Origin of the sequence: Nocardia sp. NPDC003269, from assembly GCF_042888005.1 — a bacterium.
Taxonomy (GTDB): Bacteria; Actinomycetota; Actinomycetes; order Mycobacteriales; family Mycobacteriaceae; genus Nocardia.
In genome coordinates this window covers 1,596,161-1,621,272 of record NZ_JBIAPA010000003.1, presented here as the reverse complement: position 1 = coordinate 1,621,272, position 25,112 = coordinate 1,596,161, and the positions used below count along the sequence as shown (strand labels likewise).

26 protein-coding genes are annotated in these 25,112 nt (G+C 70.7%); 13 read left to right on the top strand and 13 right to left on the bottom strand.

Annotation, left to right across the window (positions count from 1 at the left end; genetic code table 11):
• Positions 1-15: 15 nt before the first annotated feature.
• Genes ACFYWJ_RS27545 through ACFYWJ_RS27525 form a run of 5 tightly spaced genes read right to left on the bottom strand, consistent with a single transcriptional unit; the run spans position 16 to position 4,161 of the window.
• Complete coding sequence (locus ACFYWJ_RS27545) at positions 16-468, bottom strand: MaoC family dehydratase (protein WP_355281205.1); 453 nt, start codon at positions 466-468, stop codon at positions 16-18.
• A 12-nt stretch (positions 469-480) separates the two neighbouring features.
• Positions 481-1,344, bottom strand: a complete 864-nt coding sequence (locus ACFYWJ_RS27540; RefSeq protein WP_355281206.1) for a MaoC family dehydratase N-terminal domain-containing protein — start codon at positions 1,342-1,344, stop codon at positions 481-483.
• Positions 1,341-2,087: a 3-oxoacyl-ACP reductase FabG gene (gene fabG / locus ACFYWJ_RS27535; RefSeq protein WP_355281207.1), complete on the bottom strand. Its 747-nt coding sequence runs from the start codon at positions 2,085-2,087 to the stop codon at positions 1,341-1,343. The genes ACFYWJ_RS27540 and fabG overlap by 4 nt, the downstream gene beginning before the upstream one ends.
• The gene (locus tag ACFYWJ_RS27530; RefSeq protein WP_355281208.1) at positions 2,084-3,001 is read right to left on the bottom strand and encodes a CoA ester lyase; all 918 of its coding nucleotides are present in this window, start codon (positions 2,999-3,001) and stop codon (positions 2,084-2,086) included. Before ACFYWJ_RS27530 ends, fabG begins: the two co-directional genes overlap by 4 nt.
• Entirely contained in the window at positions 2,998-4,161 is a 1,164-nt protein-coding gene (locus tag ACFYWJ_RS27525) for an acyl-CoA dehydrogenase family protein (protein ID WP_355281209.1), read from the bottom strand. The genes ACFYWJ_RS27530 and ACFYWJ_RS27525 overlap by 4 nt, the downstream gene beginning before the upstream one ends.
• A 124-nt stretch (positions 4,162-4,285) precedes the next feature.
• Between ACFYWJ_RS27525 and ACFYWJ_RS27520 the strand changes: the two genes are divergently transcribed.
• The 10 genes from ACFYWJ_RS27520 (at position 4,286) to ACFYWJ_RS27475 (ending at position 14,431) form a co-directional block, all read left to right on the top strand.
• Positions 4,286-4,747 carry a MaoC family dehydratase gene (locus ACFYWJ_RS27520; RefSeq protein ID WP_355281211.1) on the top strand — a complete coding sequence of 154 codons (462 nt, stop codon included), beginning with the start codon at positions 4,286-4,288 and terminating at the stop codon, positions 4,745-4,747.
• Between the two features lie 36 nt (positions 4,748-4,783).
• A complete protein-coding gene (locus tag ACFYWJ_RS27515; RefSeq protein ID WP_355281212.1) occupies positions 4,784-6,736 on the top strand; it encodes an AMP-binding protein in 1,953 nt (650 codons plus the stop codon).
• Between the two features lie 3 nt (positions 6,737-6,739).
• Positions 6,740-7,909: an acyl-CoA dehydrogenase family protein gene (locus ACFYWJ_RS27510; protein WP_355281213.1), complete on the top strand. Its 1,170-nt coding sequence runs from the start codon at positions 6,740-6,742 to the stop codon at positions 7,907-7,909.
• A gap of 15 nt (positions 7,910-7,924) precedes the next feature.
• On the top strand, positions 7,925-9,082 hold the full coding sequence (locus tag ACFYWJ_RS27505; RefSeq protein WP_355281215.1) for a CaiB/BaiF CoA-transferase family protein: 1,158 nt from the start codon (positions 7,925-7,927) through the stop codon (positions 9,080-9,082).
• Positions 9,083-9,093: 11 nt separating this feature from the next.
• Entirely contained in the window at positions 9,094-9,885 is a 792-nt protein-coding gene (locus ACFYWJ_RS27500) for an enoyl-CoA hydratase/isomerase family protein (RefSeq protein ID WP_355281216.1), read from the top strand.
• Complete coding sequence (locus tag ACFYWJ_RS27495; RefSeq protein ID WP_355281217.1) at positions 9,882-11,048, top strand: CaiB/BaiF CoA-transferase family protein; 1,167 nt, start codon at positions 9,882-9,884, stop codon at positions 11,046-11,048. Before ACFYWJ_RS27500 ends, ACFYWJ_RS27495 begins: the two co-directional genes overlap by 4 nt.
• Entirely contained in the window at positions 11,041-11,706 is a 666-nt protein-coding gene (locus tag ACFYWJ_RS27490; protein WP_355281219.1) for a GntR family transcriptional regulator, read from the top strand. Before ACFYWJ_RS27495 ends, ACFYWJ_RS27490 begins: the two co-directional genes overlap by 8 nt.
• A gap of 43 nt (positions 11,707-11,749) precedes the next feature.
• Positions 11,750-12,898, top strand: coding sequence for an acyl-CoA dehydrogenase family protein (locus ACFYWJ_RS27485; protein ID WP_355281220.1), 1,149 nt, complete (start codon positions 11,750-11,752; stop codon positions 12,896-12,898).
• Between the two features lie 14 nt (positions 12,899-12,912).
• Positions 12,913-14,130, top strand: coding sequence for an acetyl-CoA C-acetyltransferase (locus tag ACFYWJ_RS27480; protein WP_355281221.1), 1,218 nt, complete (start codon positions 12,913-12,915; stop codon positions 14,128-14,130).
• Between the two features lie 88 nt (positions 14,131-14,218).
• Positions 14,219-14,431, top strand: a complete 213-nt coding sequence (locus tag ACFYWJ_RS27475; RefSeq protein WP_355281223.1) for a hypothetical protein — start codon at positions 14,219-14,221, stop codon at positions 14,429-14,431.
• Positions 14,432-14,523: 92 nt separating this feature from the next.
• On the opposite strand, the gene ACFYWJ_RS27470 is transcribed toward ACFYWJ_RS27475, so the two are convergent.
• A complete protein-coding gene (locus ACFYWJ_RS27470) occupies positions 14,524-15,921 on the bottom strand; it encodes an MmgE/PrpD family protein (RefSeq protein WP_355281225.1) in 1,398 nt (465 codons plus the stop codon).
• A gap of 23 nt (positions 15,922-15,944) precedes the next feature.
• On the bottom strand, positions 15,945-17,426 hold the full coding sequence (locus ACFYWJ_RS27465; protein ID WP_355281227.1) for an aldehyde dehydrogenase: 1,482 nt from the start codon (positions 17,424-17,426) through the stop codon (positions 15,945-15,947).
• Positions 17,427-17,711: 285 nt separating this feature from the next.
• Here ACFYWJ_RS27465 and ACFYWJ_RS27460 point away from each other — a divergent pair, with 285 nt between their 5' ends.
• A complete protein-coding gene (locus ACFYWJ_RS27460; RefSeq protein ID WP_355281229.1) occupies positions 17,712-18,890 on the top strand; it encodes a CaiB/BaiF CoA-transferase family protein in 1,179 nt (392 codons plus the stop codon).
• Positions 18,887-19,624, top strand: coding sequence for a nitroreductase (locus ACFYWJ_RS27455; RefSeq protein WP_355281230.1), 738 nt, complete (start codon positions 18,887-18,889; stop codon positions 19,622-19,624). The genes ACFYWJ_RS27460 and ACFYWJ_RS27455 overlap by 4 nt, the downstream gene beginning before the upstream one ends.
• Positions 19,625-19,680: 56 nt before the next feature.
• Here the strand turns inward: ACFYWJ_RS27455 and ACFYWJ_RS27450 are convergent, their stop codons facing one another.
• The 3 genes from ACFYWJ_RS27450 to ACFYWJ_RS27440 all read right to left on the bottom strand — a co-directional run bounded on the left by ACFYWJ_RS27450 (position 19,681) and on the right by ACFYWJ_RS27440 (position 22,677).
• Positions 19,681-20,901, bottom strand: coding sequence for a globin domain-containing protein (locus ACFYWJ_RS27450; RefSeq protein WP_355281231.1), 1,221 nt, complete (start codon positions 20,899-20,901; stop codon positions 19,681-19,683).
• The gene (locus tag ACFYWJ_RS27445) at positions 20,901-21,371 is read right to left on the bottom strand and encodes an Rrf2 family transcriptional regulator (RefSeq protein ID WP_355281232.1); all 471 of its coding nucleotides are present in this window, start codon (positions 21,369-21,371) and stop codon (positions 20,901-20,903) included. Before ACFYWJ_RS27445 ends, ACFYWJ_RS27450 begins: the two co-directional genes overlap by 1 nt.
• A 97-nt stretch (positions 21,372-21,468) precedes the next feature.
• Positions 21,469-22,677, bottom strand: a complete 1,209-nt coding sequence (locus ACFYWJ_RS27440; protein ID WP_355281234.1) for a CoA transferase — start codon at positions 22,675-22,677, stop codon at positions 21,469-21,471.
• Between the two features lie 168 nt (positions 22,678-22,845).
• Here ACFYWJ_RS27440 and ACFYWJ_RS27435 point away from each other — a divergent pair, with 168 nt between their 5' ends.
• On the top strand, positions 22,846-23,181 hold the full coding sequence (locus ACFYWJ_RS27435) for a carboxymuconolactone decarboxylase family protein (RefSeq protein ID WP_355281236.1): 336 nt from the start codon (positions 22,846-22,848) through the stop codon (positions 23,179-23,181).
• Between the two features lie 78 nt (positions 23,182-23,259).
• On the opposite strand, the gene ACFYWJ_RS27430 is transcribed toward ACFYWJ_RS27435, so the two are convergent.
• From ACFYWJ_RS27430 to ACFYWJ_RS27420, 3 genes are all read right to left on the bottom strand, one after another.
• A complete protein-coding gene (locus ACFYWJ_RS27430) occupies positions 23,260-23,742 on the bottom strand; it encodes a nuclear transport factor 2 family protein (protein WP_355281238.1) in 483 nt (160 codons plus the stop codon).
• A 111-nt stretch (positions 23,743-23,853) separates the two neighbouring features.
• A complete protein-coding gene (locus tag ACFYWJ_RS27425) occupies positions 23,854-24,054 on the bottom strand; it encodes a hypothetical protein (protein ID WP_355281240.1) in 201 nt (66 codons plus the stop codon).
• Between the two features lie 124 nt (positions 24,055-24,178).
• Positions 24,179-25,057, bottom strand: a complete 879-nt coding sequence (locus ACFYWJ_RS27420) for a helix-turn-helix transcriptional regulator (RefSeq protein WP_355281242.1) — start codon at positions 25,055-25,057, stop codon at positions 24,179-24,181.
• Positions 25,058-25,112 lie beyond the last annotated feature (55 nt).

Below are 25,112 nucleotides of genomic sequence, written 5' to 3'. Positions count from 1 at the left end.
CTTCGTGCGCGCGGATCAGTCGACGATCAGCACGACCGTCTCGGCGACACAGGCCGGTTTGGCCTCGCCGCCGTCGAGCACGTACTTCGCGGTCACCAGCGCACCCGCCGGGGATGCGGTGACGTCGGTGATCGTGACGGTCGCCCGCAACTGCGACCCGACCCGCAACGGTGCCGGGAAGCGAACCTTGTTGACGCCGTAGTTGACCCGGGCCGAGCCGAAGGTGAAGTCCAGCAGTTCCGGGCGGAAGTGCGAGATCAACGACAGCGTGAGGTAGCCGTGCGCGATGGTCGCGCCGTAGGGTCCGTCGGCGGCGCGCTCCGGGTCGACATGGATCCACTGTTCGTCGTCGGTGACGACGGCGAACGCGGTGATCCTGGCCTGGTCGACGAGAAACGGCGCGCTCGGGCCGATCGGCTCGCCCACCGCGGCGCGAACGTCGTCGAGGGTGTGGAAAACGCGGGTCACGAGAGCTCCTGGCTAGACGGTGAGGTCGACGGTGGCGTTGGGTCCGGCGGATTCGCCACCGGGACCGAACAATTCGAGCGCCACGCCGTCCGGCACGGTGGTGGCGAGCAGCCGCGCGGGCTGACCGCAGAACAGTGGCGCCCGGCCCCGGTGCCGGAGCTCGCGCACCGGCGCCCCCGCCCGCAGCCGGTGGATCTCGGCCAGCGCGATGGCCTGGAGTGGGCCGTGCACGACGAGTCCCGGATAACCCTCCACGCCGGTGGCGTAGGGCCAGTCGTAGTGGATGCGATGGGCATTCGCGGTCGCCGCGGAGAACCGGGCCAGCAGCGACGGATCGGTCCGCAGCTCCCAGGCATCGTCCGCGGTCCGGTGCAGCGGCGCCCCGGGAACCGCGTCCGCGGCCGGAACGGCGGCAGGCGTGGCGGGCGGCGGTGCCGCCTCGCGGTAGATCAGGTTCTGCGACTCCTCGATCGCGAGCGCGCCGGTGTGGTCGAACAACCTGATCTGGACGTCGACCACGACCAGCGCGCCGGAGCGGCCGCTCTTCTCGGTCACCGAGACCACCTCCGCCTCGCGCCGGATCCTGCTGCCGACGAGAAGCGGTGCGTGGAAACGGATCTCCCCACCGGCGAACATCCGCCGCGGCAGCGCGACCGGCGGCAGGAACGAGCCGCGGCGCGGGTGCCCGTCGGCGCCGAGCACGCCCGAGGCGGCCCAGCGCGGCAGGGCGACCCAGTGCCACAGCGGCGGGAGCGGGTCGCCCGGCTCCGGGGTGGGCAGCCCGTCGTCGAGCAGCGCGGCGAGCGCGGCGACGGGAGCCGGGTCGAGGAGTTCGGTGCCGGTCTCGAGGTGTGGTTCCCAGGCGGACTCGGTCACATGAACCGCCCGCCGGTCACCTCGAGCACCGTGCCGGTCATGTACGAGGACAGGTCGGAGGCGAGAAACAGTGCCACCGAGGCGATCTCGTCGACCTCGCCGGCGCGCCCCAGCGGGATCTCGCTCATCTTCTGATCCCACACCTTCTGCGGCATGGCCTCGGTCATCGCCGTGCGGATCAGCCCGGGCTGGATGGCGTTCACCCGGACGCCCAGGTGCGCGAGCTCCTTCGCGGCGGCCTTGGACAGGCCGACGATGCCGGCCTTGGCGGCGGAGTAGTTGGTCTGGCCGGGCAGGCCGATCTTGCCCGAGAGCGAGGACATGTTGACGATGGCGCCGCTGCCGCGTTCGCGCATCACCGCGCCCGCCAGCCGGGTGCCGGTCCAGGTGCCCTTGAGGTGCACGTTGATGACCTGGTCGAAGTCGTCCTCGGTCATCTTGCGCATGGTCGCGTCGCGGGTGATGCCCGCGTTGTTGATCATGACGTCGACGGGGGAGAAGGACTCCGCCGCCGCGTCGAGCAGCGCCTGGACGTCCGCGGCGCTGGTGACGTCGCAGCGCACGCCGCGCGCCACGGCGGCGCCGCCCAGCTTCCCGGCGGCGGCCTCGGCCGCAGCGCCGTCGATGTCACCGACGACGACGCGGGCGCCCTCGGCGATGAACCGTTCGGCGATGGCGTACCCGATGCCCTGGGCGGCGCCGGTGACGACGGCGGTCTTGTCGGCGAGCAGTGGTCCGGTCATGGCAGTTCCTTACTGTCGGTGGTGTCGAGCTGCGCCAGGATGCGGCGTGCGCGGTCGACCACGGGCTTGTCGACCATGGTGCCGTCGACGACGGCGACACCCGAGGTCTCGGTGGTCGCGTCGAGAATCTTTCTCGCCCAAGCGTGTTCACGCGCGGTGGGCCGGAAGGCGGTCGTCACCGGGTCGAGCTGGCGCGGATGGATGCAGAGCTTGCCGGTGCAGCCGAGACGGCGGCCGTAGGTGGCGTCGTCGTGGACGAGGTCGGCGTCGTCGACCACCCCGGTGACGCCGTCGATCGGACCGGGCAGCCCGGCCGCGGCGGACGCCAGGACCACCGTGTGCCGGGTACCGGCCAGCGCGTCGCGGTCGGCGGGATCGACACCGATCTCGGCGGCCAGATCGAAGGTGCCGATCGCGAGCCGGTCCACCCCGGCGGTGGCCGCGACGGCCGCGGCGTGCACCACGCCCGCGGCGGTTTCGATCAGGGCGATCAGCGGCGCCGGGGTGTCGACATCGCCGAGGGGCGAGCCAGGGGCGAGGGACCCGCTCCCGCGGCCCGCTCGCCCGGCGGTGAGGGTCGCGAGGACAGCCGGGAGAACACCGATCTCGGCCTTGGGCAACATCACCGCGCAGTGCAGCGGCGCGAGCGCGGCCAGATCGTCGTCGTGCCAGCGGGTTCCGGCCGCGTTGACCCGGACGGCGCAGGCGTTGCCCGCCGCGATCCAGGCGACGGCGTTGTCGCGCGCGGCGTCCTTGGCCGCGGGCGCGACGGCGTCCTCCAGATCGAGGACCACCAGTCCCGGGTTCGCGGCGGTGGCCTTGGCGAAGCGTTCGGGACGATCGGCGGGGACGAACAGCAGGGTGGCGGCCGTGCGGACCCGGGTCGCCAGGTCGATCGCGGTACTCGTCCTCACGCGCGCTTCTTCGCTTCGCGCACGAGCCCGCCACCGATGATCAGCCGCTGGATCTCACTGGTGCCCTCGTAGAGGCGCAGCAGCCGGACGTCGCGATAGATGTGCTCGACGGTGACCTCGCGCATATAGCCGCTGCCGCCGTGGATCTGCACCGCGTTGTCGGCGACCCGGCCGACCATCTCGGTGCAGAACAGCTTGGCCACCGACGGCGAGATCCGCCGATCCTCGCCGGAGACGTACTTGGCCGCGGCCTCGCGCACCAGCGCGCGACCGGCCATGACGCCGGTCTGCATGTCGGCCAGCATGGCCTGGACCAGCTGGAAGTCACCGATCGGGGTGCCGCCCTGGGTCACCGTCGCAGCGTAGGCGACCGATTCGTCGAGCGCGCGCTGGGCGGTGCCGACGGCCAGCGCGGCGATGTGCACGCGACCGCGCGAGAGCGAGGCCATCGCGGCCTGGTAGCCGACGTCCTCCGCGCCGCCGACGAGCGCGTCGGCGGGCACGCGGACATCGGTGAAGGTGACATCGGCGGTCCAGGCGCCCTCCTGGCCCATCTTCTTGTCCTTGGGGCCGACGAGCACGCCCGGCGTGTCGGCGGGCACCAGGAAGACCGCGATACCGGGCCCGTCCGGGCCGGGCTCGGCGGTCCGGGCGAAGGTGACGAACAGATCCGCGAGCGGGGCGTTGGTGATGAAGCGCTTCTGACCGTCGATGACCCAGTCGTCACCGTCACGCCGTGCGCGCGTGCGCAATCCGGCCGGGTTGGACCCGGCGCCGGGCTCGGTGAGCGCGAAGGAGGCCAGCACTTCGCCCGCGGCGATCCGCTCGAGCCACTGCTTCTTCTGCTCGTCGGTGCCGTAGTTCACCAGCACCTGGCCGGCGATACCGTTGTTCGTGCCGAACAGCGAGCGCAGCGACAGCGAGGTGTAGCCGAACTCCATCGCCAGCTCGACGTCCTGGGTGAGGTCGACGCCGAGCCCGCCCCACTGCTGCGGGATGGCGTAGCCGAACAGGCCCAGCTCCGCCGCGGCCTGGCGGATGTCGTCCGGGATGGCGTCGGTGTCGAGGATCTCCTGCTCGCGGGGCACCACCTTGGTGCGGATGAACGTGCGGACATGGGCCAGGATCGGCTCGAAGTCCTCGGCACTGAGTTCGGACACTCTCGGCTCCTTCTCACGGAATCTAGATATAATATATGATGATATAATATACGATAACCGGCGATGGCGAGCTACGATCCGTCCGTCGGTACTCAGTACATAATATATTTGAAGGGATGTGCACATGCCGGGCCTGTACTTCGAGGAGCTCGAACCCGGGTTGGTCATCGACCATCCGACCCGCCGCACGGTCACCGAGGCCGACAACACCTTCTTCAGCGTCATGACGCTGAACCTGGCGCCCCTGCACCTCGACGCCGAGTACAGCAAGAACTCCATCTACGGGCAGCGCCTGGTGAACAGCTTGTTCATCCTCGGTCTCGTCTCGGGCATCACCGTCCCCGAGACCACCCAGGGGACCACCCTGGGCAACCTGGGCTTCGAGCAGATCAAGTTCCCCAAGCCGGTCTTCCACGGCGACACCATCCATGTGCGGACCGAGATCGAGGCGCGCCGGGAATCCAAGAGCCGCACCGATTCCGGGATCGTGACCTTCCGCCACCTGGGCATCAACCAGCGCGACGAGATCGTCTGTGACGCGCTGCGGGTGGGTCTGATGATGAAGCGCCCGGCCGAGCAGGCCTGACCCACGCCGACGCACCATCAACGAGGAGGACACGTCATGGTGGACGTTGCGTCCGTCGCCGGGCCCGCGTGGGTGCCGGACGAGCGGATACGTGAGCGCAGCAGGCTGCTCGCGGCGATGCGCGCCTGGGAGCTGGGCGCCGACGCCGCCGCGGTGGCCGAACTGAACCAGCGCGCGATCGAGGACCCCGAATGGTTCTGGCGGGCCGCGGTGGCCGACCTGGGGGTCGACTTCACCGTCCCGTTCGAGCGGGTGCTCGACGACACGGACGGCAAGCCGTTCCCGCGCTGGTTCCCGGGCGGGCGGATCAACATCGCCCAGCTCACGGCGCACCGGCACGCCAAGGGCGCGGCCGCGGACCGGACCGCCGTCGTCTACGAGGGCGACGAGGGCCTGCGCCGGACGCTGACGTTCGCCGAACTCGACGCCGAGGTCCGGCGTTTCGCCGCCAACCTCACCGCACTGGGTGTGCGGCGCGGCGATCGGGTGGTGCTGTTCATGCCGGTGGTGCCCGAAGCGGCGGTGGCGTTTCTCGCCGTCGCGATGATCGGCGCGGTCTCGGTGCCGACCTTCAGCGGCTACGCCCCCGACGCCTTGGCCACCCGGCTGCAGGATTCGGAGGCGGTGCTGCTGGTGACGGCCGACGGCACCACCCGGCGCGGCAAGCGGGTCGAGCTCAAGGCCACCGCCGACGCGGCGCTGGCCGCGGCGCCGACCGTGCGCTCGGTCGTGGTCGTCCGGCACCTGGGCACCGATGTGCCGATGCACGCGGGACGCGATGTCTACTACGACGAACTCGACGCCGATCCGGCACCGGTGCCGACCGCCGACACCGAGGCCAACGATCCGCTGACGATCGTCTACACCTCCGGCACCACCGGCCGCCCGAAGGGAATCGTCCACTCGCACGGCGGTTTCGCCGTGAAGACGGCGGTCGACTTCGCCTACGGCTTCGATGTGCACGCCGGGGACGTGGTCTCCTGGATCACCGATCTGGGCTGGCTCGTCGGCCCCATGCTGATGACCGGACCGCTGCAGCTCGGCGCCACCATCGTGATGATCGAGGGCCTGCCGACGCACCCGACCACGGATCGCATGTGGGAGATCGTCGAGCGCAACGGCGTCACCGTCGCCGGTATCGCGCCGACGGCGGCGCGGGCGCTGAAGGCGGCGGGCTCCGTCGCGCCGGAAATGCCCAGCCTGCGCACCTTCGTCTCCACCGGCGAGGCGTGGGACGAGCCCACCTGGTGGTGGCTGTTCGGGGAGATCGGCGGCGGGCGGCGCCCGATCGTCAACTACAGCGGCGGCACCGAGGTCGGCGGCGGCATCCTGATCGGCTATCCGTTCCTGCCCGCCGAGGCGGCCGCGTTCACCGGCGCGCTGCCGGGCGTGGACGCCGCGGTGTTCGGTGAGGACGGCTCGCCGGTCGCCGGTGACATCGGAGAACTGGTGGTGCGCAACACCTTCCCCGGCATGACGCACGCGTTCTGGCAGGACCGCGACCGCTACCTGGAGACCTACTGGAACCAGTGGGACGGGGTCTGGGTGCACGGCGACCTGGCCAGCGTCGACGACACCGGGATGTGGCGCATCCACGGCCGCTCCGACGACACCATCAAACTGTCCGGCCGCCGGGTCGGGCCCGCCGAGATCGAGGCGGCGCTGCTGCGTGACGGCCGGATCGCCGAGGTCGCCGTGATCGGCGTCCCCGACGAGCTGCGCGGGCAGCGCGCGGTCGCCTTCGCGGTACTGCGGGCGGCGGGCGCGACGCCGGACGACCTGCAGGACACCGCGACCGGCAACGCGGGGCGCTCGTTCGCGCCGACCCTCGTCGTCGTGGCGAGCCTGCCCAAGACCAAGAACGGCAAGATCATGCGCCGGGCGATTCGGTCCCGGTATCTCGGGGCGCCGACCGGGGACATGTCCTCCCTCGACCCCACCACCCCACTCGAAGCGATCCCCGTGTCCGCGGGCGACGAACAGGAGTAGTACATGACCTCCGCTACCGGCACCGACGACAACGTCGAAGTCGTCCGGCAGGCGACGCGCGAGCTCGCCCGCAAGTTCGACAACAACTACTGGCTGGAGAAGGACAACAAGCACGAGTACCCCTGGGAATTCGTGAAGGCCTTCGCCGCCGGCGGCTGGCTCGGCGCGATGATTCCCGAGGAATACGGCGGCATCGGTCTCGGGCTCAAGGAAGCCGCGGTGATGCTGGGCGAGATCTCGGCCTCCGGCGCGGGCATGAGCGGCGGTTCGGCGATCCACTTCTACGCCTTCCCTCCCGCCCCGATCGTGAAGTACGGCTCGGAGGCGATGAAGCGCGAGTACCTGCCCCAGCTCGCCTCGGGTGATCTGCTGATGGCCTTCGGTGTCACCGAACCCACCGCGGGCGTGGATACGTCGCGGATCAAGACCAAGGCCACCAAGGTCGACGGCGGCTGGGTGATCAACGGGCAGAAGGTGTTCATCACCAACGCCCAGAACGCGCACAAGATCCTGCTGCTGGCGCGCACCTCGCCGCGCCGCGAGGACAAGCCGCTGTGGGGCATGTCGCTGTTCCTGGCCGACATGGATCGCAGCCGGGTCACCGTGCGCGAGATCGACAAGCTCGGCCGCGCCGCGATCGACACCAACGAGCTGTTCATCGACAACCTCGAGGTGGCCGACGACCGGCTCGTCGGCGAGGTCGACAAGGGCTTCTACTACCTGCTCGACGGCCTGAATCCCGAGCGGATCGTGGTCGGTATGGAGGGCATCGGCCTGGGCCGGGCCGCGCTCGAGATCGGCGCCGAATACGCCAAGAACCGGGTGGTGTTCGACCGTCCGATCGGCCAGAACCAGGCCGTCGCGCATCCGCTGGCCGACTCCTGGATCCGGTTGGAGGCCGCCGAGGGCATGGTCATGCGGGCCGCGGAACTGTTCGACGCGGGTCTGCCGTGCGGTCCGGAAGCGGCCGCCGCCAAGTATCTCGGCGCCGAAGCCGGTTTCGAGGCCTGCGACCGGGCGTTCTCGACGCTGGGCGGCTACGCCTACGCGAAGGAGTACCACATCGAGCGGCTGTGGCGGGAGGTGCGGCTGCTGCGCAACGCCCCGTTCTCGCAGGAGATGGTGCGCAACTACATCTCCCAGCAGGTGCTCGGCCTGCCCCGTTCCTACTGAGAGGGATTCGCACACATGACGGGACCATTGGCGGGCGTGCGCGTGGTCGTGCTGGCGGGCATGGGGCCGGTGCCCTATGTCTCGATGCTGCTGGCCGACATGGGCGCCGACGTCGTCCGGGTGGTGCGGCCGCCGCACCGCTCGGCGCGGGAACTGAGCCAGACCGTCGGCCTGACCGAGGAGACCGATGTGGTCAACCGCGGGGTCGGGTCGGTGGCGGTGGATCTGAAGGACCCGGCGGGTCGCGCAGCCGTGTTGCGGCTGGCCGCCGCGGCCGAGGTGTTCATCGAGGGCTATCGCCCCGGTGTCACCGAGCGGTTGGGGCTGGGTCCGGACGAGGTCACCGCGCACAATCCCCGCCTGGTCTACGTCCGGCTCACCGGATACGGACAGCGCGGGCCACGGGCGCAGGACGCCGGACACGACATCAACTATGTCGCCCAGTCCGGCGCCCTGCACGCGCTCGCGGCCGCGGGCGGTGCGCCGCGGCCGCCGATCAACCTGCTCGGCGACTACGCGGGCGGCGGCGCGATCGGCGCCTTCGGAATCGCCTGCGCGCTGGTCGAAGCCGGGCGCACCGGCCGGGGTCAGGTGATCGACGCGGCCATGGTCGACGGTGTCGCGGTGCTCACCGCGAAGTTGCAGGGCCTGCGCGCGGCCGGGCTGTATTCCGACGAACCGGGGACGAACTTCCTCGACTCGGGCGCCCCGTTCTACGACACCTATCGGTGCGCCGACGGCCGCTACCTGGCGGTGGGCGCACTCGAGCCCGACTTCTACCGGCAGTTCCTCGACCGGCTCGGGGTCGACACCACCGACTGGCCCGGCCAGGACGACCGGGCCGAGTGGCCGCGCCTGCGCGAGCTCATCGCCGACGCGGTGGCGCGGCGCACCCGTGACGAGTGGTGGCAGGTCTATCAGGGCACCGACGCCTGCGTGTCGCCGGTGCTCACCTTCGACGAGGCCGCCGAGGACCCGCACAATGTCGAACGTGGCGTGTTCGAACGGGTTTCGGGTGTCCTGCACCCGGCGCCCGCGCCGCGGTTCGACCGGACACCCGCCCGCGCGCCCTCGGTGCCGCCCGCCGGGATCGGCGACCTCGACGAGCTCCTCGCGCGGTGGGCGAGGACCGCGACCCCCACCGGCGCCGACGCGGTGCCGGTCAGCGAATGAAAGGACGACACGTGCCCGGCTACGAGGACTTCTCGGCGTTGACGATCGACCGCCCGTCCGAGGGCGTGCTGCGCATCGTCCTGGACGGCCCGAACCTGAATTCGGTCGGGGCCGAGGCCCATCGGCACCTGGCCGATGTCTGGCCGGTGATCGCCCTCGACGAGACCGTGCGCGCGGTGCTCATCCGCGGCGCGGGCGATCGGGCGTTCTCCGCGGGCGGCAGCTTCGACCTGGTCGAGGACATGATCGGCGACTACGCCGCGCGCACCAGGGTGATGCGCGAGGCGCGGGATCTGGTGCGCAACATCATCGAGGTGCCCCAGCCGATCATCTCCGCGATCAACGGACCGGCCGCGGGCGCGGGCCTGGTGGCGGCGCTGCTCGCCGACATCTCGGTGGCGGGGCGCCGGGCCAAGATCGTCGACGGGCACGTCCGCCTCGGCGTCGCGGCCGGCGATCACGCGGCCATCTGCTGGCCGCTGCTCACCTCGATGGCCAAGGCCAAGTACCACCTGCTCACCAACGAGGTGCTGACCGGCGAGGAGGCCGAGCGCATCGGCATGGTCTCGCTGTGCGTCGACGACGATCAGGTCCAGGACCGGGCGATGGAGATCGCGCGGAAGCTGGCCGCGGGGTCGCGGGCGGGCATCCAGGGCACCAAGATGGCGCTCAACGGCTGGTACCGCCAGGCGATGCCGATCTTCGACGCGTCGCTGGGCCTGGAGTTCTACCACTTCGGCGGCCCCGATGTCGCCGAGGGCGTCGGCTCGCATCGGGAGAAGCGGGAGCCGAAGTTCACATGAGCGCCGAACGCGCGCACGGCCCGCTGGCCGGGGTGACGGTGATCGGCCTGGAGCAGGCCATCGCCGCCCCGCTGTGCACCCGTCATCTCGCCGATCTCGGTGCCCGGGTGATCAAGATCGAACAACCGGGCTCGGGCGACTCGACCCGGCACTACGACACCGTGGTCGGTGGCCTGTCGGCGCACTTCACCTGGCTCAACCACGGCAAGGAGTCCGCGGCGCTGGACCTGCGCGAGGCCGAGGACCTCACCCTGCTCGAACGCATGCTCGGCGGCGCCGACGTGCTGGTGAGCAATCTGGGCCCCGGCGCGCTGGACCGCCTCGGGCTCGGTGTCGAGGAACTCGCGCGCCGCTACCCCCGGCTGATCATCGTCGACATCTCCGGCTACGGCCGCGGCGGTCCGCTCGATCACAAGCGTGCCTACGACCTGCTCGTCCAGGCCGAGGCGGGGTCGTGCACCATCACCGGCACGCCGGGGCACCCGGCGAAACCCGGCATCCCCGTGGCCGATATCGGCACGGCGCTGTACTCGTACTCGGCGGTGCTTGCCGCGCTCTACGACCGCGAACGCACCGGGCACGGCGCGATCGTGCCGGTCGCCATGCTGGATGTGGTGTCGGAGATGATGGGCTTCGCGCTCAACCAATTCCTGCACACCGGAACCGAACCCGTGCCGGTGGGCATGGGTTCGCCGATGATCGCGCCGTACGGGTCCTATCCGACCGCCGACGGGCAGGTCGCGGTGCTCGGCACGACCAGCGATCGCGAGTGGCGCAGGCTCACCGAGCTGATGGACCGACCGGATCTCGCGGCGGACGCGCGCTACGCGCACAACGACGACCGGGTCGCCTGCCGCGCGGAACTCGATGCGGCGGTGGGGAAGTGGTGCGCCGAGCGCACCCTCGCCGAGATCCAGGCCGCCGCCGACGCGGCGGGCATCGGCAATGCCCGGCTCAACGGTGTGCGGGAGCTCGCCGAGCATCCGCAGCTGCGTGATCGCGGACGCTGGCGCGAGATCGGCACGCCCTCCGGGCCGGTGCCCGCCCTGCTGCCGCCGGGGACCGCGCTCGACTGGCCCGCCGTGCACGGATCGGTCCCGGCACTGGGCGCCGACACCGCCGCGCTCCGCGCCGAATTCGCGCCCGAGTCCGCCGATGTATGACGGCGCCCCGCGCATCGGGCCCGCGCTGAGCCTGAAGAGCACCGCGGCACAGGAGATCCGGCGACGGATCTTCGCCGGCGAGCTGCGTCCGGGCGACAAGATCGACCAGAGCGAGATCGCCGAGTCGCTCGACATCAGCAAGCTGCCGGTGCGCGAGGCGCTGATCGCCCTCGATGTGGAGGGTGTGGTGGACATGCCGCCGCGGCGCGGGGCCTACGTCGCCCCGATGAGCCGCGACGACGTGCGCGATCACTACTGGCTGCTCGGCGTGGTGTCCGGGCTGGCCGCCGCACGGGCGGCCACCCGGATCCCGGACGCCACGCTGGACCGGCTCGACGTCATCCTGCGTCGGATGGAGGAGTCCGCCGCGAGCGCGGAGCGGGAGGCGCTGAACTTCGCGTTTCATCGAGAGATCAACCGCGCCTCCGGATCTCGCCGTTTGATCTCCGAGCTCAAGGTGCTCGGCAGCGCGGGACCGCACGGCTTCTACGAGGCGCACGACGACTGGCCCGAGACCGCCGACCGCGACCATCGCGAGATCGTCGCCGCGCTGCGCGCCCGCTCGGCGCCGCTGGCCCGGCAGGCCACCGAGGAACACTTCCAGCACGGCGGGAACCGGGCGGTGGAAATGCTCGAGTCCCGCGGGTTCTGGCAGTGATATAATATTTTATGTACAAACTATGGGAAGGTGGCAGGTAGGCATGAGTCTCACGGCCGACGAGCAGCAGATGGTCGACCTGGTCGCGGAATTCGTCGATCAGCGGGTCAAGGACCGGGTTCGCGAATTCGAAGAGGACGACATCTATCCCGAGGAATTCATCGAGGAGATGAAGAAGCTCGGGTTCTTCGGGCTGCTCGCGCCCGCCGAGTACGGCGGCGTCGACGTGAGCACCGCCTGTTTCGCCGGGGTCACCGAGCAGCTGGCGCGCGGCTGGATGAGCCTGGCGGGCGCGATCGGCGGTCACTCCGTGATCACCTACCTGATCAAGACCTTCGGCACCGACGAGCAGAAGCAGAAGTACCTGCCGAAGATGGCCGAGGGCGCGATCCGCGCCACCATGGCGCTGACCGAACCCGGCGGCGGCAGCGACCTGCAGGCCATGCGGACCGTCGCGGTCCGCGACGGCGACCAGTGGTCGATCTCGGGCTCCAAGACCTGGATCTCCAATGCCGCGCACTCCGGCCTGATCGGGCTGCTCTGCCTCACCGACAAGGACGCGAAGCCCGCGCACCAGGGCATGAGCGTGATCCTGGTCGAACCCGGTGACGGGATGATCATCTCCAAGAAGCTGCCCAAGCTCGGCTACCGCGGCGTCGAGGCCTGCGAGCTGGTCTTCGACGGGCGCAAGGTCGGCGACGACGCGATCCTCGGCGGCGTGCCGAACCAGGGCTGGGCGCAGATGATGCGCGGGCTCGAGGTCGGGCGCATCCAGGTGGCCTCGCGCGCGCTGGGCGTCGGCCAGGCCGCGCTGGACGCCGCCGTGCGCTACGCGCAGGAACGGCAGTCCTTCGGCAAGCCGATCTGGAAGCACCAGTCCATCGGCAACCTGTTGGCCGACATGGCGACCAAGCAGCGCGCCGCCCGCCTGCTCACCCTCGACGCGGCCCAGAAGCTGGACGCGGGGGAGCGCGCCGACATGGAAGCGGGCATGGCCAAGCTGTTCGCCTCCGAGACCGCGATGCAGATCGCGCTCGACGCGATCCGGGTGCACGGCGGCTACGGCTACTCCAAGGAATACGACGTGGAGCGGTACTTCCGCGACGCGCCGCTGATGATCGTCGGTGAGGGCACCAACGAGATCCAGCGCAATGTCATCGCCGCACAGTTGATCGCGCGCAACGCGATCTGATCGGAGCCATTCGGATGTCCACCCTGCGCAGGGCCGCGATCGTCGCGCCCACCCGCACTCCCGTCGGCACCTTCGGCGGCTCGCTGCGTGATGTCCCGGTCGAGGACCTGGGCGCCACCGTGGTGCGCGCCGTGGTCGAACGCTCGGGCATCGATCCCGAACGCATCGACGACGTCGTCTTCGCCCAGTCCTACGCCAGCTCCGAGGTCCCGTGCGTCGGCCGCTGGCTGGCCTTGCACGCCGGCCTGCCGATCACGGTGCCCGGCATGCAGCTCGACCGCCGCTGCGGCGGTGGCCTGCAGGCCCTGGCGACCTCGGCGATGATGGTGCAGACCGGCGCGGCCGATGTCGTGCTGGCCGGCGGCGTCGAGTCGATGAGCCGCATCGAGTACTACTCCACCACCGCGCGCTGGGGCGCACGGGCGGGCACTGTGCAGCTGTTCGACCGGCTCGACCGGGGCCGCGAGCGGTCCCAGCCGGAAGCCCGCTTCGGCAAGATCTCCGGGATGATCGAGACCGCCGAGAACCTGGCGCAGGACTACGGCCTGATGCGCGAGGAAGCCGACGCCTTCGCCGCGCGCAGTCACCAGCGAGCCGCCGCGGCGTGGGCCGAGGGCCGCTTCGCCGACGAGGTGGTGCCGGTGACGGTGCCCCAGCGCAAGGGCGATCCGATCGTCTTCGCCGCCGACGAGGGCATCCGCCCGGAATCCACCCCGCAGACCCTGGCGAAGCTGCGCACCCTCACCCCCGGCGGCACCGTGACCGCGGGCAACTCCAGCCAGCAGAACGACGCCGCCGCCGGGCTTCTCGTCGTCGCCGAAGATCAGCTCGACGCCCTCGGCCTGGAGCCGATCGGGTTCCTCACCGGCTGGGCCGCCGCGGGGTGCGAGCCCTCGCGCATGGGCATCGGTCCGGTGCCCGCCGTCGCGAAACTCGCCGCACGCCTGGGCACCGAGACCACGGCGCTGCTGGACTCGATGGACCTCGTCGAGGTCAACGAGGCGTTCGCGGTGCAGGTGCTGGCGGTGCTGGAGGGCTGGGGCTGGCGCGATCACGACAAGCTCAATGTCAACGGTTCGGGCATCTCGCTGGGCCATCCGATCGGCGCCACCGGCGTCCGCATGGTGACCACGCTGCTGCACGAACTGCGTCGCCGCGGCGGCGGTCGCGGACTGGCGACCATGTGCATCGGTGGTGGCCAGGGCATGGCCGCCACCTTCGAGACCGCCTGAAACACCCGTTCAGGCAACGACTGTGCCCCGGCGAACCGAACAGGCCCGCCGGGGCACGGTCATTTCTCCCCGATCCGAGCGAGGAACGATGAAGCGATCACCGCTGCCGGAGGAACCCGACATCCGCCTGATGGTCCAGTTCGCCACCATCCGGATGGAATTCGCCGCCTGTCTCACGGCCGCGCTCGTCTTCGTCCAGGACATGGCGGCCGGTTGTCGTCCGTGCACCGTCTCGGTCGCGTCCGGACACTGCGCCGGGCTGCCCAGGTTGCCGAACGAACGCCTGTACCTGCTGCCCTGAATCGGCGGGTAGACACTTCGATCGACGAATGACGAACCCCTGCGGACCCGAATCGCGCTGGGCGGTTCGGGTCCGCAGGGGTTTGTGGTGGATCAGACGCGCAGCAGGGCGGCGAAATCGGTGGCCGGGGTGGCCGGATCGCCCGCCGTGATGGCCCGCAACAGGGCTTCGCTGCGTTCGGCGCCCAGGTCGGTGACGGTGAGCTCGCGGAACTTGGCGTCCAGGTCGGCCTGCGACATCGGGTTCTCGGCGGTGCCGCGCGGGTTGTCCACGAACACGTGACCGGTGCTGCCGTCGCGGTAGGTGACCGTGATGTCGGCGATCCAGCGGCCGGGGTACTCGGCGTCGAGGGCGGGGTCGACCTCGATCTTCACCCGCCGGGCCATTGTCGCGACCTCGCTGCCCGCGCTCAGGTCGAGACGGCCGGCCATGTAGTCGTGGTGGGTGCGGAAGCCGTTGCCGCGGCCCAGGATCGCCAGCGCGAACTGGAACGGCAGGCTGTACTGCAGGTGCTCGATGATCTGCGGGGCGTAGGCGTTGGCGTTCTGGTTGCCGATCACCACGTCGCCGCCGGACTGGATGCCGAGGCGGATGGTGTCGATCTCGCCCGCCCGCGCGGTCAGCTGCTGGGCGCCGTCGATGTAGGCGTGGTTGATCCCGCAGCAGCAGTACGGCTTGATCCACACCCGGGTGATCTCGAACGTCGCGTCCGGAGCGAACAGCGCGGCGGCCGCGGCGTCGTCGACCGGTCGGCCGACGAAGCTGCGGTAGAAGCCCTTGCGGCCGCTGAGGAACGTGGTCGGCCCGGTGATCCCCGCGGCGGCCATCTCGGCGGCGCGAATGCCGTTGCGGGTGCCGATACCCGAGTGCAGCCGCTTCACCGAACCGCCCGAGGAGGTGTACTCGGTGGTGCCCGCGCTGTGGCTCATCGCGATCGACAGCGCGTGCGCGGTGCGCTCGAGATCGAACCCGCGCATCTTGGCGACCACCGCCGCGGCGCCGAACGTCGAGAGCAGACCGTGCGGATGGAAACCGCGCTCGAGCAGCTGCGGCGCGGCCAGGATGCCGATCCGGGTGTAGACCTCGTAGCCGGCCACGACGCCGGTGATCACCTCGGCCATCGAGGAGCCCAGCTCCTCGCCGACGGCGATGGCCGCCGAGACGACCGCGCTGCCGGGGTGGCTGGAGCTGGACCGGTGGGCGTCGTCGTACTCGAAGCCGTGGCCGTAGGTGGCGTTGACGAACGCCGCGTCGGCGGCGCTCATCTCGTCACCCGAGGCGGTGACGTGGGCGGATCCGGGAGCGTGCGACGCCTTGGTCAGCTCGAGCGTCGCCCGGCTCCAGTCCAGCGAGGCGCTGCCGATCTGCAGGGCCAGCTGGTCCTGCATCAACCGCCGCGCGCCCGCGAGCGCGTCGGCCGGGATGGAGTCGTAGTCGAGCTCGGTGACCAGCCGGGCGACGGCGGCCTCGAGCGGGGGAAGGGAAGACATGGAGAACCTTTCGGGTGTCTGCGTCAGGCCAGGGTGTCCAGCAGCGGCTGCGGCAGGCCGTAGGACTTGAGTTCGACATAGGCGTCGAAGCCCTCGATCCCGGCCTCGCGGCCGATGCCGCTGTTCTTGAATCCGCCGATCGGCGCGAAGAAGCCGGCGGGGGTGCCGTTGAGTTCGACGGTGCCGGTGCGGATATGGCGGGCCACGGCCAGGGCGCGCGCCGGGTCGGCGGCGAACACCGAGCCGTTGAGGCCGTAGTTCGAGTTGTTGGCGATCTCGATCGCCTCGGCCTCGGTGTCGAAGGTGTGCACGGTCAGCACCGGGCCGAAGACCTCCTCCTGGGCGATCCTGGCGTTCGGATCGACGTCGGCGAAGATCGTCGGCTGGACGAACCAGCCGCGGTCCAGGCCCTCGGGCCTGCCGCCGCCGGCGAGCACCTGGGTGCCCGCGTCCCGCGCCGCGGCGATGTAGCCCTCGACCCGGTCCCGCTGCGCGCGGCTCACCAGCGGGCCCACCTCGGTCGCCGGATCGAACGGATCGCCGACCGGCATCGAGCCGATCATGTCGCGGAGCCGGTCGTAGAGGTCGTCGCGCAGCGAACGGGCCACCACGATGCGGGTCTTGTTGCTGCACACCTGGCCGCTGTTGCGCAGCGAGAGCGCGCGGATGACCGGCACGGCCGCGTCGAGGTCGGCGTCGTCGAGCAGCACGGCCGCGGACTTGCCGCCGAGCTCCAGGGTCACCCGGCGCAGATCCTCGCCGCAGATCGCGGCGATCCGTCGGCCCGCCGCGGTCGATCCGGTGAACGAGACCTTGTCGATGCCGGGGTGCCGCACCAGGTGCTCGCTGACCTCGCGCCCGGCGACCACGACATTGAGCACGCCCGCGGGCAGCCCGGCCTGCTCGAAGATCTCGGCCAGCAGGTAGGCCGAGAGCGCGGTCTCCGGTGACGGCTTGAGCACCACGGTGCACCCGGCCAGCAGCGCGGGCGCGAGCTTGATGATCGCGATCTGCAGCGGGGCATTCCACGGCACGATCGCGGCCACCACACCGACCGGCTCGCGAGTGACCAGCGCGTTGCCGGTGACCGAGCGGCGGACATCGGACCACTGGTACCGCGGCGCGAGCTCGAGGAACGCGTCGAGCAGCATCCGCGTGCCCATCGACTGCATCCTGGTGGACAGCGTGATCGGGCAGCCCATCTCGGCGCTGATCAGCCGGGCGACCTCGTCCTGGCGCGCGGCGAGTCCTTCGCTCACGCGGGTGAGCACGGCGATCCGCTGGGCGAGCTCCAGGCGCGGCCACGCTCCGCGGTCGAACGCGGCCCTGGCGGCCGCGACGGCGGCGTCGATATCGGCTTCGGCTCCGTCGGCTACGCGGGCCAGCACCTCTTCGGTGGCGGGCGAGACGACCTCGAAGGTGCGGTCGGTGGCCGGAGCCACCCACGCGCCGCCGATGAACAGCTTGTCGAACTGTCCTTGCCAAAGCTCTGTCTGAACACTCATTGAGGAGACCTTCTCGTTCTCTATGGCGATGGTTGCCGACCGGAAAAGACCTGTTCGGCGGCGGTGCCACGGGTCGGGCCGTCGATGGTCTGTGACCGGAGTCGTGTAAATTATATGATATAACGTAGCTCACCGGCTGACTTCGCTGTGTCGGGGACCACTTCCCCGAGCGTGACGATCGCCTGGCTCATCTTCTGTCGCCGGTAATCCACCCCATGTGACCGCCGCCACGTATGGTCCTGTAATAATATATAATATGAGCCAGTGAGAGAGGGAGACAGGGCTATGCAGCACAAGCCACTCGACGGCATCCGGATCCTCGAGATCGGGGGATACATCGCGCTGCCGTTCGCCACGTCGATGCTGTGCGCGCTCGGCGCCGAAGTGGTGAAGATCGAGCGCCCCGTCGTCGGCGAGGATTTCCGCCGCCACCAGAACGACGGCAGCCCGTACTTCCGTCAGTACAACACCGGCAAGCGCAGTCTCGCGGTGGATCTCAAGCGTCCCGAGGGCGTCGCCCTGGTGAAGGCGCTGGTGCCGCACTTCGATGTGGTGCTCGAGAACATGCGCCCCGGCAAGGTGGCCGCCATGGGTCTCGGCCCCGAGGAGTGCCGGGCCCTGCGACCCGACATCGTCTACGGGTCGGTGACCGGCTTCGGCAACGGCGGCCCGCTGTCCGACCGGCCCGCCTACGACACCATCGGCCACGCCTTCGGCGGCCTGTACTCCCTGTTCGGCGACGAGGGCAGGCCGCAGCTGACCGGTGGCCTGAGTGCCGACCTGGTCACCGGCCTGAGCACCGCCGCTGGCGTGCTCGCCGCGCTGGTCGGCCGGCTGCGCACCGGGGAACCACAACACGTGGAGACCTCGATCATGGAGGCCGTCAGCGTGCTCGCCACCGACGGGATCACCCAGGCCTTCGAACTGGGCGCCGACCCGACCCGCGAGAGCAGGCATCCGCAGGCGCAGAATTTCTGTGTGAAGACCGCGTCGGGGGAGTTCCTCGCGGTGCACCTGTCCTCGTCGCAGAAGTTCTGGCAGTCGCTGTGCCGGGCGATGGACCGCCCGGACCTGGCCGAGGACCCGCGCTTCGCGGAGTACCGGCCGCGCGAGGCGCACTACTTCGAGCTGGCCGAGATCGTCGAGGCGGAGTTCGAGCGGCGCACCTTCGCCGAATGGGAGAAGGCGCTCACCGCGCAGGACGTCCCGTTCGCGCCGGTGCTGTCGATGACCGGCTACGTCGACCACGAACAGGTCGACTGGCTGCGCATGGTGGAGCCACAAGACGACGGCCTCGCCCTGGTGCGCCCGCCGTGGCGGTTCGACGGTGAACGCCCCGATCGTCCCGGCGCCGCACCGCGCGTCGGTGCCGACAGCCGGACCGTCGCCGCCGAGGTGTACACCGCCGAGCAGATCGAGGCCCTGATCGCCGCCGGCGTGGTCTCGGTGGAGGACCGAGGATGACCGAGCACGCCGACACGCTGGCCGAGGCCCCCGGCCTCACTCAGAACGGGGATCGTTCCGCCTACCTGGCCGAGCTGCTGACCAGCCGCTGGAGTTGCCGCGCCTACGACCGGCGCGAGGTGCCGCGGCCGGTGATCGAACGGCTGCTGAGCCTGGCGCAGCGCTCCGCGTCGTGGTGCAACACCCAGCCGTGGCAGGTCATCGTGACGAGCGGCGCGGGGACCGAACGGTTCCGCGCCGGGCTCGCCGAGTACTCGGCGGCGCACGGGGCCGACCACGGTGCCGAGTTCGAGTTCCCGCCACCCGGCGCCTACACCGGGGTGTATCGCGAGCGGCGCCGCGCCAGCGGCTGGCAGCTGTACGAGGCTGTCGGCGTGGCACGTGGCGATCGGGAGGCGTCGGCGCGCCAGGCGTTCGAGAACTTCCGGCTCTTCGGCGCCCCGCACGTCGCGATCGTCACCACCGACGCCGAACAGGGCGTCTACGGCGCGGTCGACGGCGGCCTCTACATCGGCACCTTCCTGCTCGCGGCCGCCAGTCTCGGGCTGGCCGCTGTCCCGCAGGCCGCGCTGGCGGGACGCTCCCGGTTCATCCGCGAGTACTTCGACATCCCGGCCGACCGCAAGATCCTCGCCGGGATCTCGTTCGGCTATGCCGCCGCCGATCATCCGGCCAACAGCTACCGGACCGCCCGTGCCCCGTTGAGCGAGGTCGTCACCTGGCGAGACGAGTAGCGGAAGACAGTGTCGTCTTCCCGTCCGCCCCGGCCGACGGGCCGGGGCGGACGCCCTCATCGACGCCAGTCGGTGGGGGTGAACTGCTCGATGTGCACCTGCCGGGCGGGGACGCCCGCCGTGGCCAGTTGCGCGCGGACGTCATCGAGGAACGCGTCGCCGCCGCACACGTAGATCTCGGCGTCGCCGGGCAGCGTCACCGCCGACAGATCCAGCCTGCCGCGGTGGGTGCCCTCGGCGCCCTCGGTGTACCAGAACGCGACCTCGGCACGCGCGAGGCGGTCGGTGAGGTCGAGCACCCTGGCACGCAAGGGGTGCGCCGCGGCCCGGCGGTCGGCGTGCAGCACCTGCACCGGCCTGCCCGGATCCCGGGCCGCGAGGTGCTCGAGAATGCCCACCATCGGCGTGACGCCGATACCGGCCGAGATGAGTACCAGTGGTGTGTCCGCATCGGGGTCGATGGTGAGATCGCCGAAGGGCAGCGAGATCTCGAGCGTGTCGCCGGACCTGGCCCGCTCGTGCAGCCAGGTCGACACCTCCCCGGCGGGGCAGTCCGCCGCCGCGGCGACCGGCTTGACCGCGAACGACAGCGTGCCGTCCCCGCCCGCGCCGATCAGGCTGTACTGACGCAATTGGCGTGCGCCGTCGGACAGCCGGACACCCACCGAGATGTACTGCCCCGCGACGAATCCGGGCAGCTCCTCGGCCGGATCGACGGCCTTGACCCGAAAGACGGCGACGCCCGCCGGATCATCGACGCGCTCGGTCACCGTGACGGCGCGGAACACCCGGCCGGGCTGCACCCCCGCGTCGGTGTAGAGCTGCTTCTCCAGGTCGATCAGGGCATCGGCCATCAGCCAGTACACCCGGTCCCACGCGTCGGCGACCGGCGCGGTGACCACGTCGGCGCCGAGCACCTCCACGATGGCCGCGAACAGGTTGTCGTGCACCACCTGGTACTGATCGGCGGTGATCCCGAGCGAGGCGTGCTTGTGCCCGATCCGGCTCAGCATCGCCGCCGGGTGCGGGAGCGCGGGGTCGACGAGATAGGTCGCGAACATCGCGATCGAGGCGGCGAGCGCGCGAGGCTGGCTGCCCTTGGCCTGGTTGCCGCGGTTGAACAGGTCGCGCAACAGGTCGGGGTGGTTGCCGAACAGCGTCCGGTAGAAGACGGTGGTGATCTCGTCGACGGCGGCGCCGATCGCCGGGAGGGTCGCCCGCACGATCTCGGCCTGGGCCGCGGCGAGTTCGGGGTGGACGCGGGTGGATTCGGTCATCAGGGCTCCTCGGCCTCGACGGGCGGACGCCGCGCTGTCTGCGCGCGCAACGGCAGCAGCTGCCCGGCCGAGCCCGCGACGAGATCGGCCACGGTGAACCGGTCGAGCTCGCGATAGAACGCCTCGGTGGCCTGGGCCAGCGCATGGCGCAGGCGGCACCCCGCGATCATCGGGCACGTCGGCGGCCCCGCGCAGTCGACGACCTCGGGGCGCTGTTCCAGTTGCCGGATCAGCGTGCCGAGCCGCGTCGAGCGCGCGGTGCCGGTGAGGACCAACCCGCCGCCGCGGCCACGGGTCGTCGCGATCACGCCCACCTCGACCAGGCGTGCCACCACGGTGGACACGGTGCGTTCGGACGCACCGACCTGGTGGGCGATCGCCTTGATGGTCACCCGGTCACCGAGCTGGTCGGCGGCGGCCAGTCGCATCACGGCGCGCATCCCGATATCGGTCGACGCGGTCAGCTGCATGCCATCGACGCTACCGCCCGGCGAACCCGGTATCCGCCCTGATCAGCGGTGTCTTCGATTACGCACGGCGCTGCGTAATTGCCGTCACAGGCCGAGGTCAGGTCGCGGCGATGACACCGGCGGCGCGCAGCCGGGACAGCTCGCCGTCGCCGAGCCCGAGCACCTCGGCGAAGACCTGACCGGTGTCGGCCCCCAGCGCCGACGCGGGGCCGACCGGGCCGTAGCCGTCGTGCTCCCGAATCGGGCTGTGCGCCGAGATGACCGGCCCGATCCCGGGCTGGTCGAGTTCGGTCAGCACGCCGCTGCCGTCGCCCGCCTCGAAATCGGCGACGACGTCGCTCATCTGCCGGTAGCGGCTCCACAGCACACCCGCGTCGGTGAGCGCGTCGCCGGCCGCGTCGAGGGTCAGACCCGCGAACCACGGCCGCATCACCGCGGCGAGGGTCTCCCGGTGGACATACCGATGCGACTCGTCGGCGAAATCGACGCCGAATGTCTCCGCCAGCGCCGCGATGACCTTCGCGGTCCCGGTCGCCGTGCACAGTGCCTGCCATTGCCGTGGCGTCAGCGCGACGACCATGACGCGCCCACCGTCGGCGGTGACGAAGTCGGCGCCGAACGAGCCGTACATGTAGTTGCCGTGCCGTGGCCGGTCACCGCGCTCGCGAACCTCGCTGAGCCACCCCAGATTCGCGACGCCGGCGAGCGCGACATCGGCCAGCGCGATCTGCAGGTGCGACCCCTCGCCGGACTGTTGCCTGCGGTGCAGCGCGGCGAGCAGCGCCGTGGTCGCGGTCATGCCGGCGACCAGATCCCACGCGGGCAGCACATGATTCACCGGCGTGCGCGAATCGGCGGGCCCGGTCAGATCGGTGACGCCGACCTCGGTGTTGACGGTGTAGTCCACCGCGGGCCCGCCGCCCGCCTGGCCGCCGATGTGCACCTTGATCACGTCGGCGCGCCGGGCCACGAGCGCCTCGTAGGAGAACCACGGTCGCCCGACCGCGTTGTCGACGACGATGCCCGCGTTCGGGCCCGGCGCGGTCGCCAGCGCCAGCACCAGTTCCCGGCCCTGCTCGCTGCGCACATCGACGGCCACCGACCGCTTCCCGCGATTGAGCGAATTCCAGTACAGGCTCTCGCCGTTGGCGCGCGCCACCGGCCACCGCCGGTAGTCCGGCCCGCCGCCGAGCGGGTCGATCCGGATCACCTCGGCGCCGAGCTGGGCCAGCGTCATGCCCGCCGACGGACCCGCGACGAAACTGGCGAACTCGACGACCCGCAGTCCATCGAGCGGGCCGCTCATCCGCGTGCCGTGTGGTCGAGGTGGCCGGGCTCGTGCATCGCGTCTCTCCTTCGTTCGCGGCGAACGGCCGCACCTTCGTTCAAATATAATATATCCGAACGCCTCGGCGGGTGCCGCCGGTGGCCTACGACGCGGACCGAACCGCCACTGAAACCCGGAGGACAGACCATGACGGAGAACACCCCGACCGCAACCCCGGCCCAGCGACTGATCGGTGACTTCGCGCCGAAACTGGTCTCGCTCACCGATGACGTCCTGTTCGGCGATATCTGGGCCCGACCCGAACTCGGCCCCCGCGACCGCAGTCTGATCACGTGTGCCGTCCTGGTCGCCGCGGGTAACACCGAACAGCTGCGTGGTCATCTGACCCGGGCGGTCGAGAACGGGGTCACCGAGGCGGAACTCGTCGAGCTGATCGTGCACTCGGCCTTCTACGCGGGCTGGCCGCGCGCGGTGTCGGCGATCCTGGTCGCCAAGGAGCTGTTCGGCGGTGACGCCGAGTAGCCGGGCCGGATCGGATCCGATGTCAGCCGACGGGATCCAGGCGGGGGTGGTCGCGGCCGCGGTGTCGGACACCCTTGATCAGGCGTATTGCAGGTCCGCGCGGGGGATGCGGCCGTCGGTGATGGTGAAGTCGAAGCTCGCGCGGAAGTCGCCGCCGCTGTTGCGGTCGACCCGGACCAGCAGGCGCTGTCCGTCGGCCCGGCGCTCGCCCACCTCGAGCACCTGGACGGAGTAGCCGGCGACCTCGGGGGCGGCGAACCCGGTGCGGATCTGCTCGCGTCCCTCGAAGCGGCGGTCCGCATCGATCAGGACGGCGTCGTCGGTGAACAGCGCGGCCATCGCGGCGGCGTCGCGGGCGTTCCACGCGTCGACGAACGCCGTGGCCACCGGGTCCATCGCGGCCGCCGATGCCGGCGCGATCGGCGCGAGCGACGACGCCGCGGGGGCAGGGGAGGGGTCACCGCTCGAAGCGCAGCCGGTGACGGCGATCAGCACGCCGAGCCCGATCGCGGGGATGAGTCGCCGCGCCCGGTGCGGTGCGCGGAGGTGAGCTGTTGGCATGTCCTCATGTCCTTTCCCTGGAGTGCGTAGGCCCAGGTTATGGACGATTCGGAGGGCGAGGGAGAGCCTGGCGGTACCCCTGACGGGCGGGGTGCCCCGCCCGCGTTCACCTCAGGAGGCGGTCATCCGCCGCATCGAGACCGGCGCGCGCCAGCCGCACGGCAGGCCGCAGGTGGCGACGACTTCGCGGTCGATCGAACCGTCCGCGAACCGCTGGGTGACCAGCGAGGCCGATGCCGGGTAGCCGCAGGCGCCGCAGCGCCCGAAGTAGTCGAGCAATTCGTGAACGGTGGTGTGGGTGGGCGCTGACACAGCTGTACTCCGGTGTCGAGAGGGGGTCCGTCGGACGGCTGACCGACAAAGAATTATGCATAATATATTTACAGGGTGCCGCGAATTCCGCCACCGACGTGACTGTTCACACCGGGGCGGCCGCTCAGTGGGGGTGTTTCACCCGCTCCGTGTCGGCGGCGGGCGCCGCCCAGGACATGAGGATGCGTAGTTTGTCGTGCGAGCTGGTGCCGGGATCGGCCGACCACAGCACCAGTTGCTGCTCGGGATCGCCGGTGTAGCGGAAGGTGTCCCAGTTGAGCGTCAGCTCGCCGACGTCGGGGTGGTTCAGCGTCTTGGTGCCGAACTCCTGCCGCGCGACGTGCCGCGCCGCCCACCACTGCCGGAACTGCGAGTCGGCGATGGACAGTTCGCCGACCAGCGCGGACAACTGCGGATCGGTGGGATTGGTCGCCGCGTCCATGCGCAGGATCGCCACGCAGGTGCGGGCCACCGACTCCCAGTCGGCGTAGAGCGTGCGCATCGCGGGATCGGTGAACACCATCCGGACGTAGTTGCGCTGGCGCGGCGCCATCGCCGAGAAGTCGGTCAGCAGCGCGGCGGCCAGGGGGTTCCAGGCGAGGATGTCGAGATTGCGCCCGAAGATCAGCGCGGGGGTCTCGCCGAGCTGATCGAGCAGGCGCTGCAATTGGGGGCGAACGGGTTTCTGCCCGCGCCGGACCGCGCGCCGGTCGCTGCGGTCGGCCAGATTCTCCACGTAGTCGCGCTGGGTGTCGTCGAGGCGAAAGACCCGCGCGAGCGCGTCGAGGACCGGTTCGGACGGCGCCAGCCTGCCCTGCTCGATCCGGGTGTAGTAGTCGTGGCTGATCGCGACCAGATCGGCGACTTCCTCGCGCCGCAGCCCGCTCACCCGGCGCGGGGTGTTGCTGTGCGCGGTGAGGCCGACGTCGGCGGGGGTGAGCTCGCCGCGCCGCGCCTTCAGGAATTCACCCAGCTCGCGCAGGTGGGGGGCTCGGTCGGTCATGTAGTCGAGGATAGGTCTGTCGGGGGGGCCGCTGCCTGGGAGTATTCGTTCCCAG

Coding starts and splice junctions, on each gene's coding strand:
- fabG (WP_355281207.1), bottom strand. CDS start 2,087: ATGACCGGACCACTGCTCGCCGACAAGACCGCCGTCGTCACCGGCGCC.
- ACFYWJ_RS27520 (WP_355281211.1), top strand. CDS start 4,286: ATGCCGGGCCTGTACTTCGAGGAGCTCGAACCCGGGTTGGTCATCGAC.
- ACFYWJ_RS27515 (WP_355281212.1), top strand. CDS start 4,784: ATGGTGGACGTTGCGTCCGTCGCCGGGCCCGCGTGGGTGCCGGACGAG.
- ACFYWJ_RS27510 (WP_355281213.1), top strand. CDS start 6,740: ATGACCTCCGCTACCGGCACCGACGACAACGTCGAAGTCGTCCGGCAG.
- ACFYWJ_RS27505 (WP_355281215.1), top strand. CDS start 7,925: ATGACGGGACCATTGGCGGGCGTGCGCGTGGTCGTGCTGGCGGGCATG.
- ACFYWJ_RS27495 (WP_355281217.1), top strand. CDS start 9,882: ATGAGCGCCGAACGCGCGCACGGCCCGCTGGCCGGGGTGACGGTGATC.
- ACFYWJ_RS27490 (WP_355281219.1), top strand. CDS start 11,041: ATGTATGACGGCGCCCCGCGCATCGGGCCCGCGCTGAGCCTGAAGAGC.
- ACFYWJ_RS27485 (WP_355281220.1), top strand. CDS start 11,750: ATGAGTCTCACGGCCGACGAGCAGCAGATGGTCGACCTGGTCGCGGAA.
- ACFYWJ_RS27480 (WP_355281221.1), top strand. CDS start 12,913: ATGTCCACCCTGCGCAGGGCCGCGATCGTCGCGCCCACCCGCACTCCC.
- ACFYWJ_RS27475 (WP_355281223.1), top strand. CDS start 14,219: ATGAAGCGATCACCGCTGCCGGAGGAACCCGACATCCGCCTGATGGTC.
- ACFYWJ_RS27470 (WP_355281225.1), bottom strand. CDS start 15,921: ATGTCTTCCCTTCCCCCGCTCGAGGCCGCCGTCGCCCGGCTGGTCACC.
- ACFYWJ_RS27465 (WP_355281227.1), bottom strand. CDS start 17,426: ATGAGTGTTCAGACAGAGCTTTGGCAAGGACAGTTCGACAAGCTGTTC.
- ACFYWJ_RS27460 (WP_355281229.1), top strand. CDS start 17,712: ATGCAGCACAAGCCACTCGACGGCATCCGGATCCTCGAGATCGGGGGA.
- ACFYWJ_RS27455 (WP_355281230.1), top strand. CDS start 18,887: ATGACCGAGCACGCCGACACGCTGGCCGAGGCCCCCGGCCTCACTCAG.
- ACFYWJ_RS27450 (WP_355281231.1), bottom strand. CDS start 20,901: ATGACCGAATCCACCCGCGTCCACCCCGAACTCGCCGCGGCCCAGGCC.
- ACFYWJ_RS27445 (WP_355281232.1), bottom strand. CDS start 21,371: ATGCAGCTGACCGCGTCGACCGATATCGGGATGCGCGCCGTGATGCGA.
- ACFYWJ_RS27440 (WP_355281234.1), bottom strand. CDS start 22,677: ATGAGCGGCCCGCTCGATGGACTGCGGGTCGTCGAGTTCGCCAGTTTC.
- ACFYWJ_RS27435 (WP_355281236.1), top strand. CDS start 22,846: ATGACGGAGAACACCCCGACCGCAACCCCGGCCCAGCGACTGATCGGT.
- ACFYWJ_RS27430 (WP_355281238.1), bottom strand. CDS start 23,742: ATGCCAACAGCTCACCTCCGCGCACCGCACCGGGCGCGGCGACTCATC.
- ACFYWJ_RS27420 (WP_355281242.1), bottom strand. CDS start 25,057: ATGACCGACCGAGCCCCCCACCTGCGCGAGCTGGGTGAATTCCTGAAG.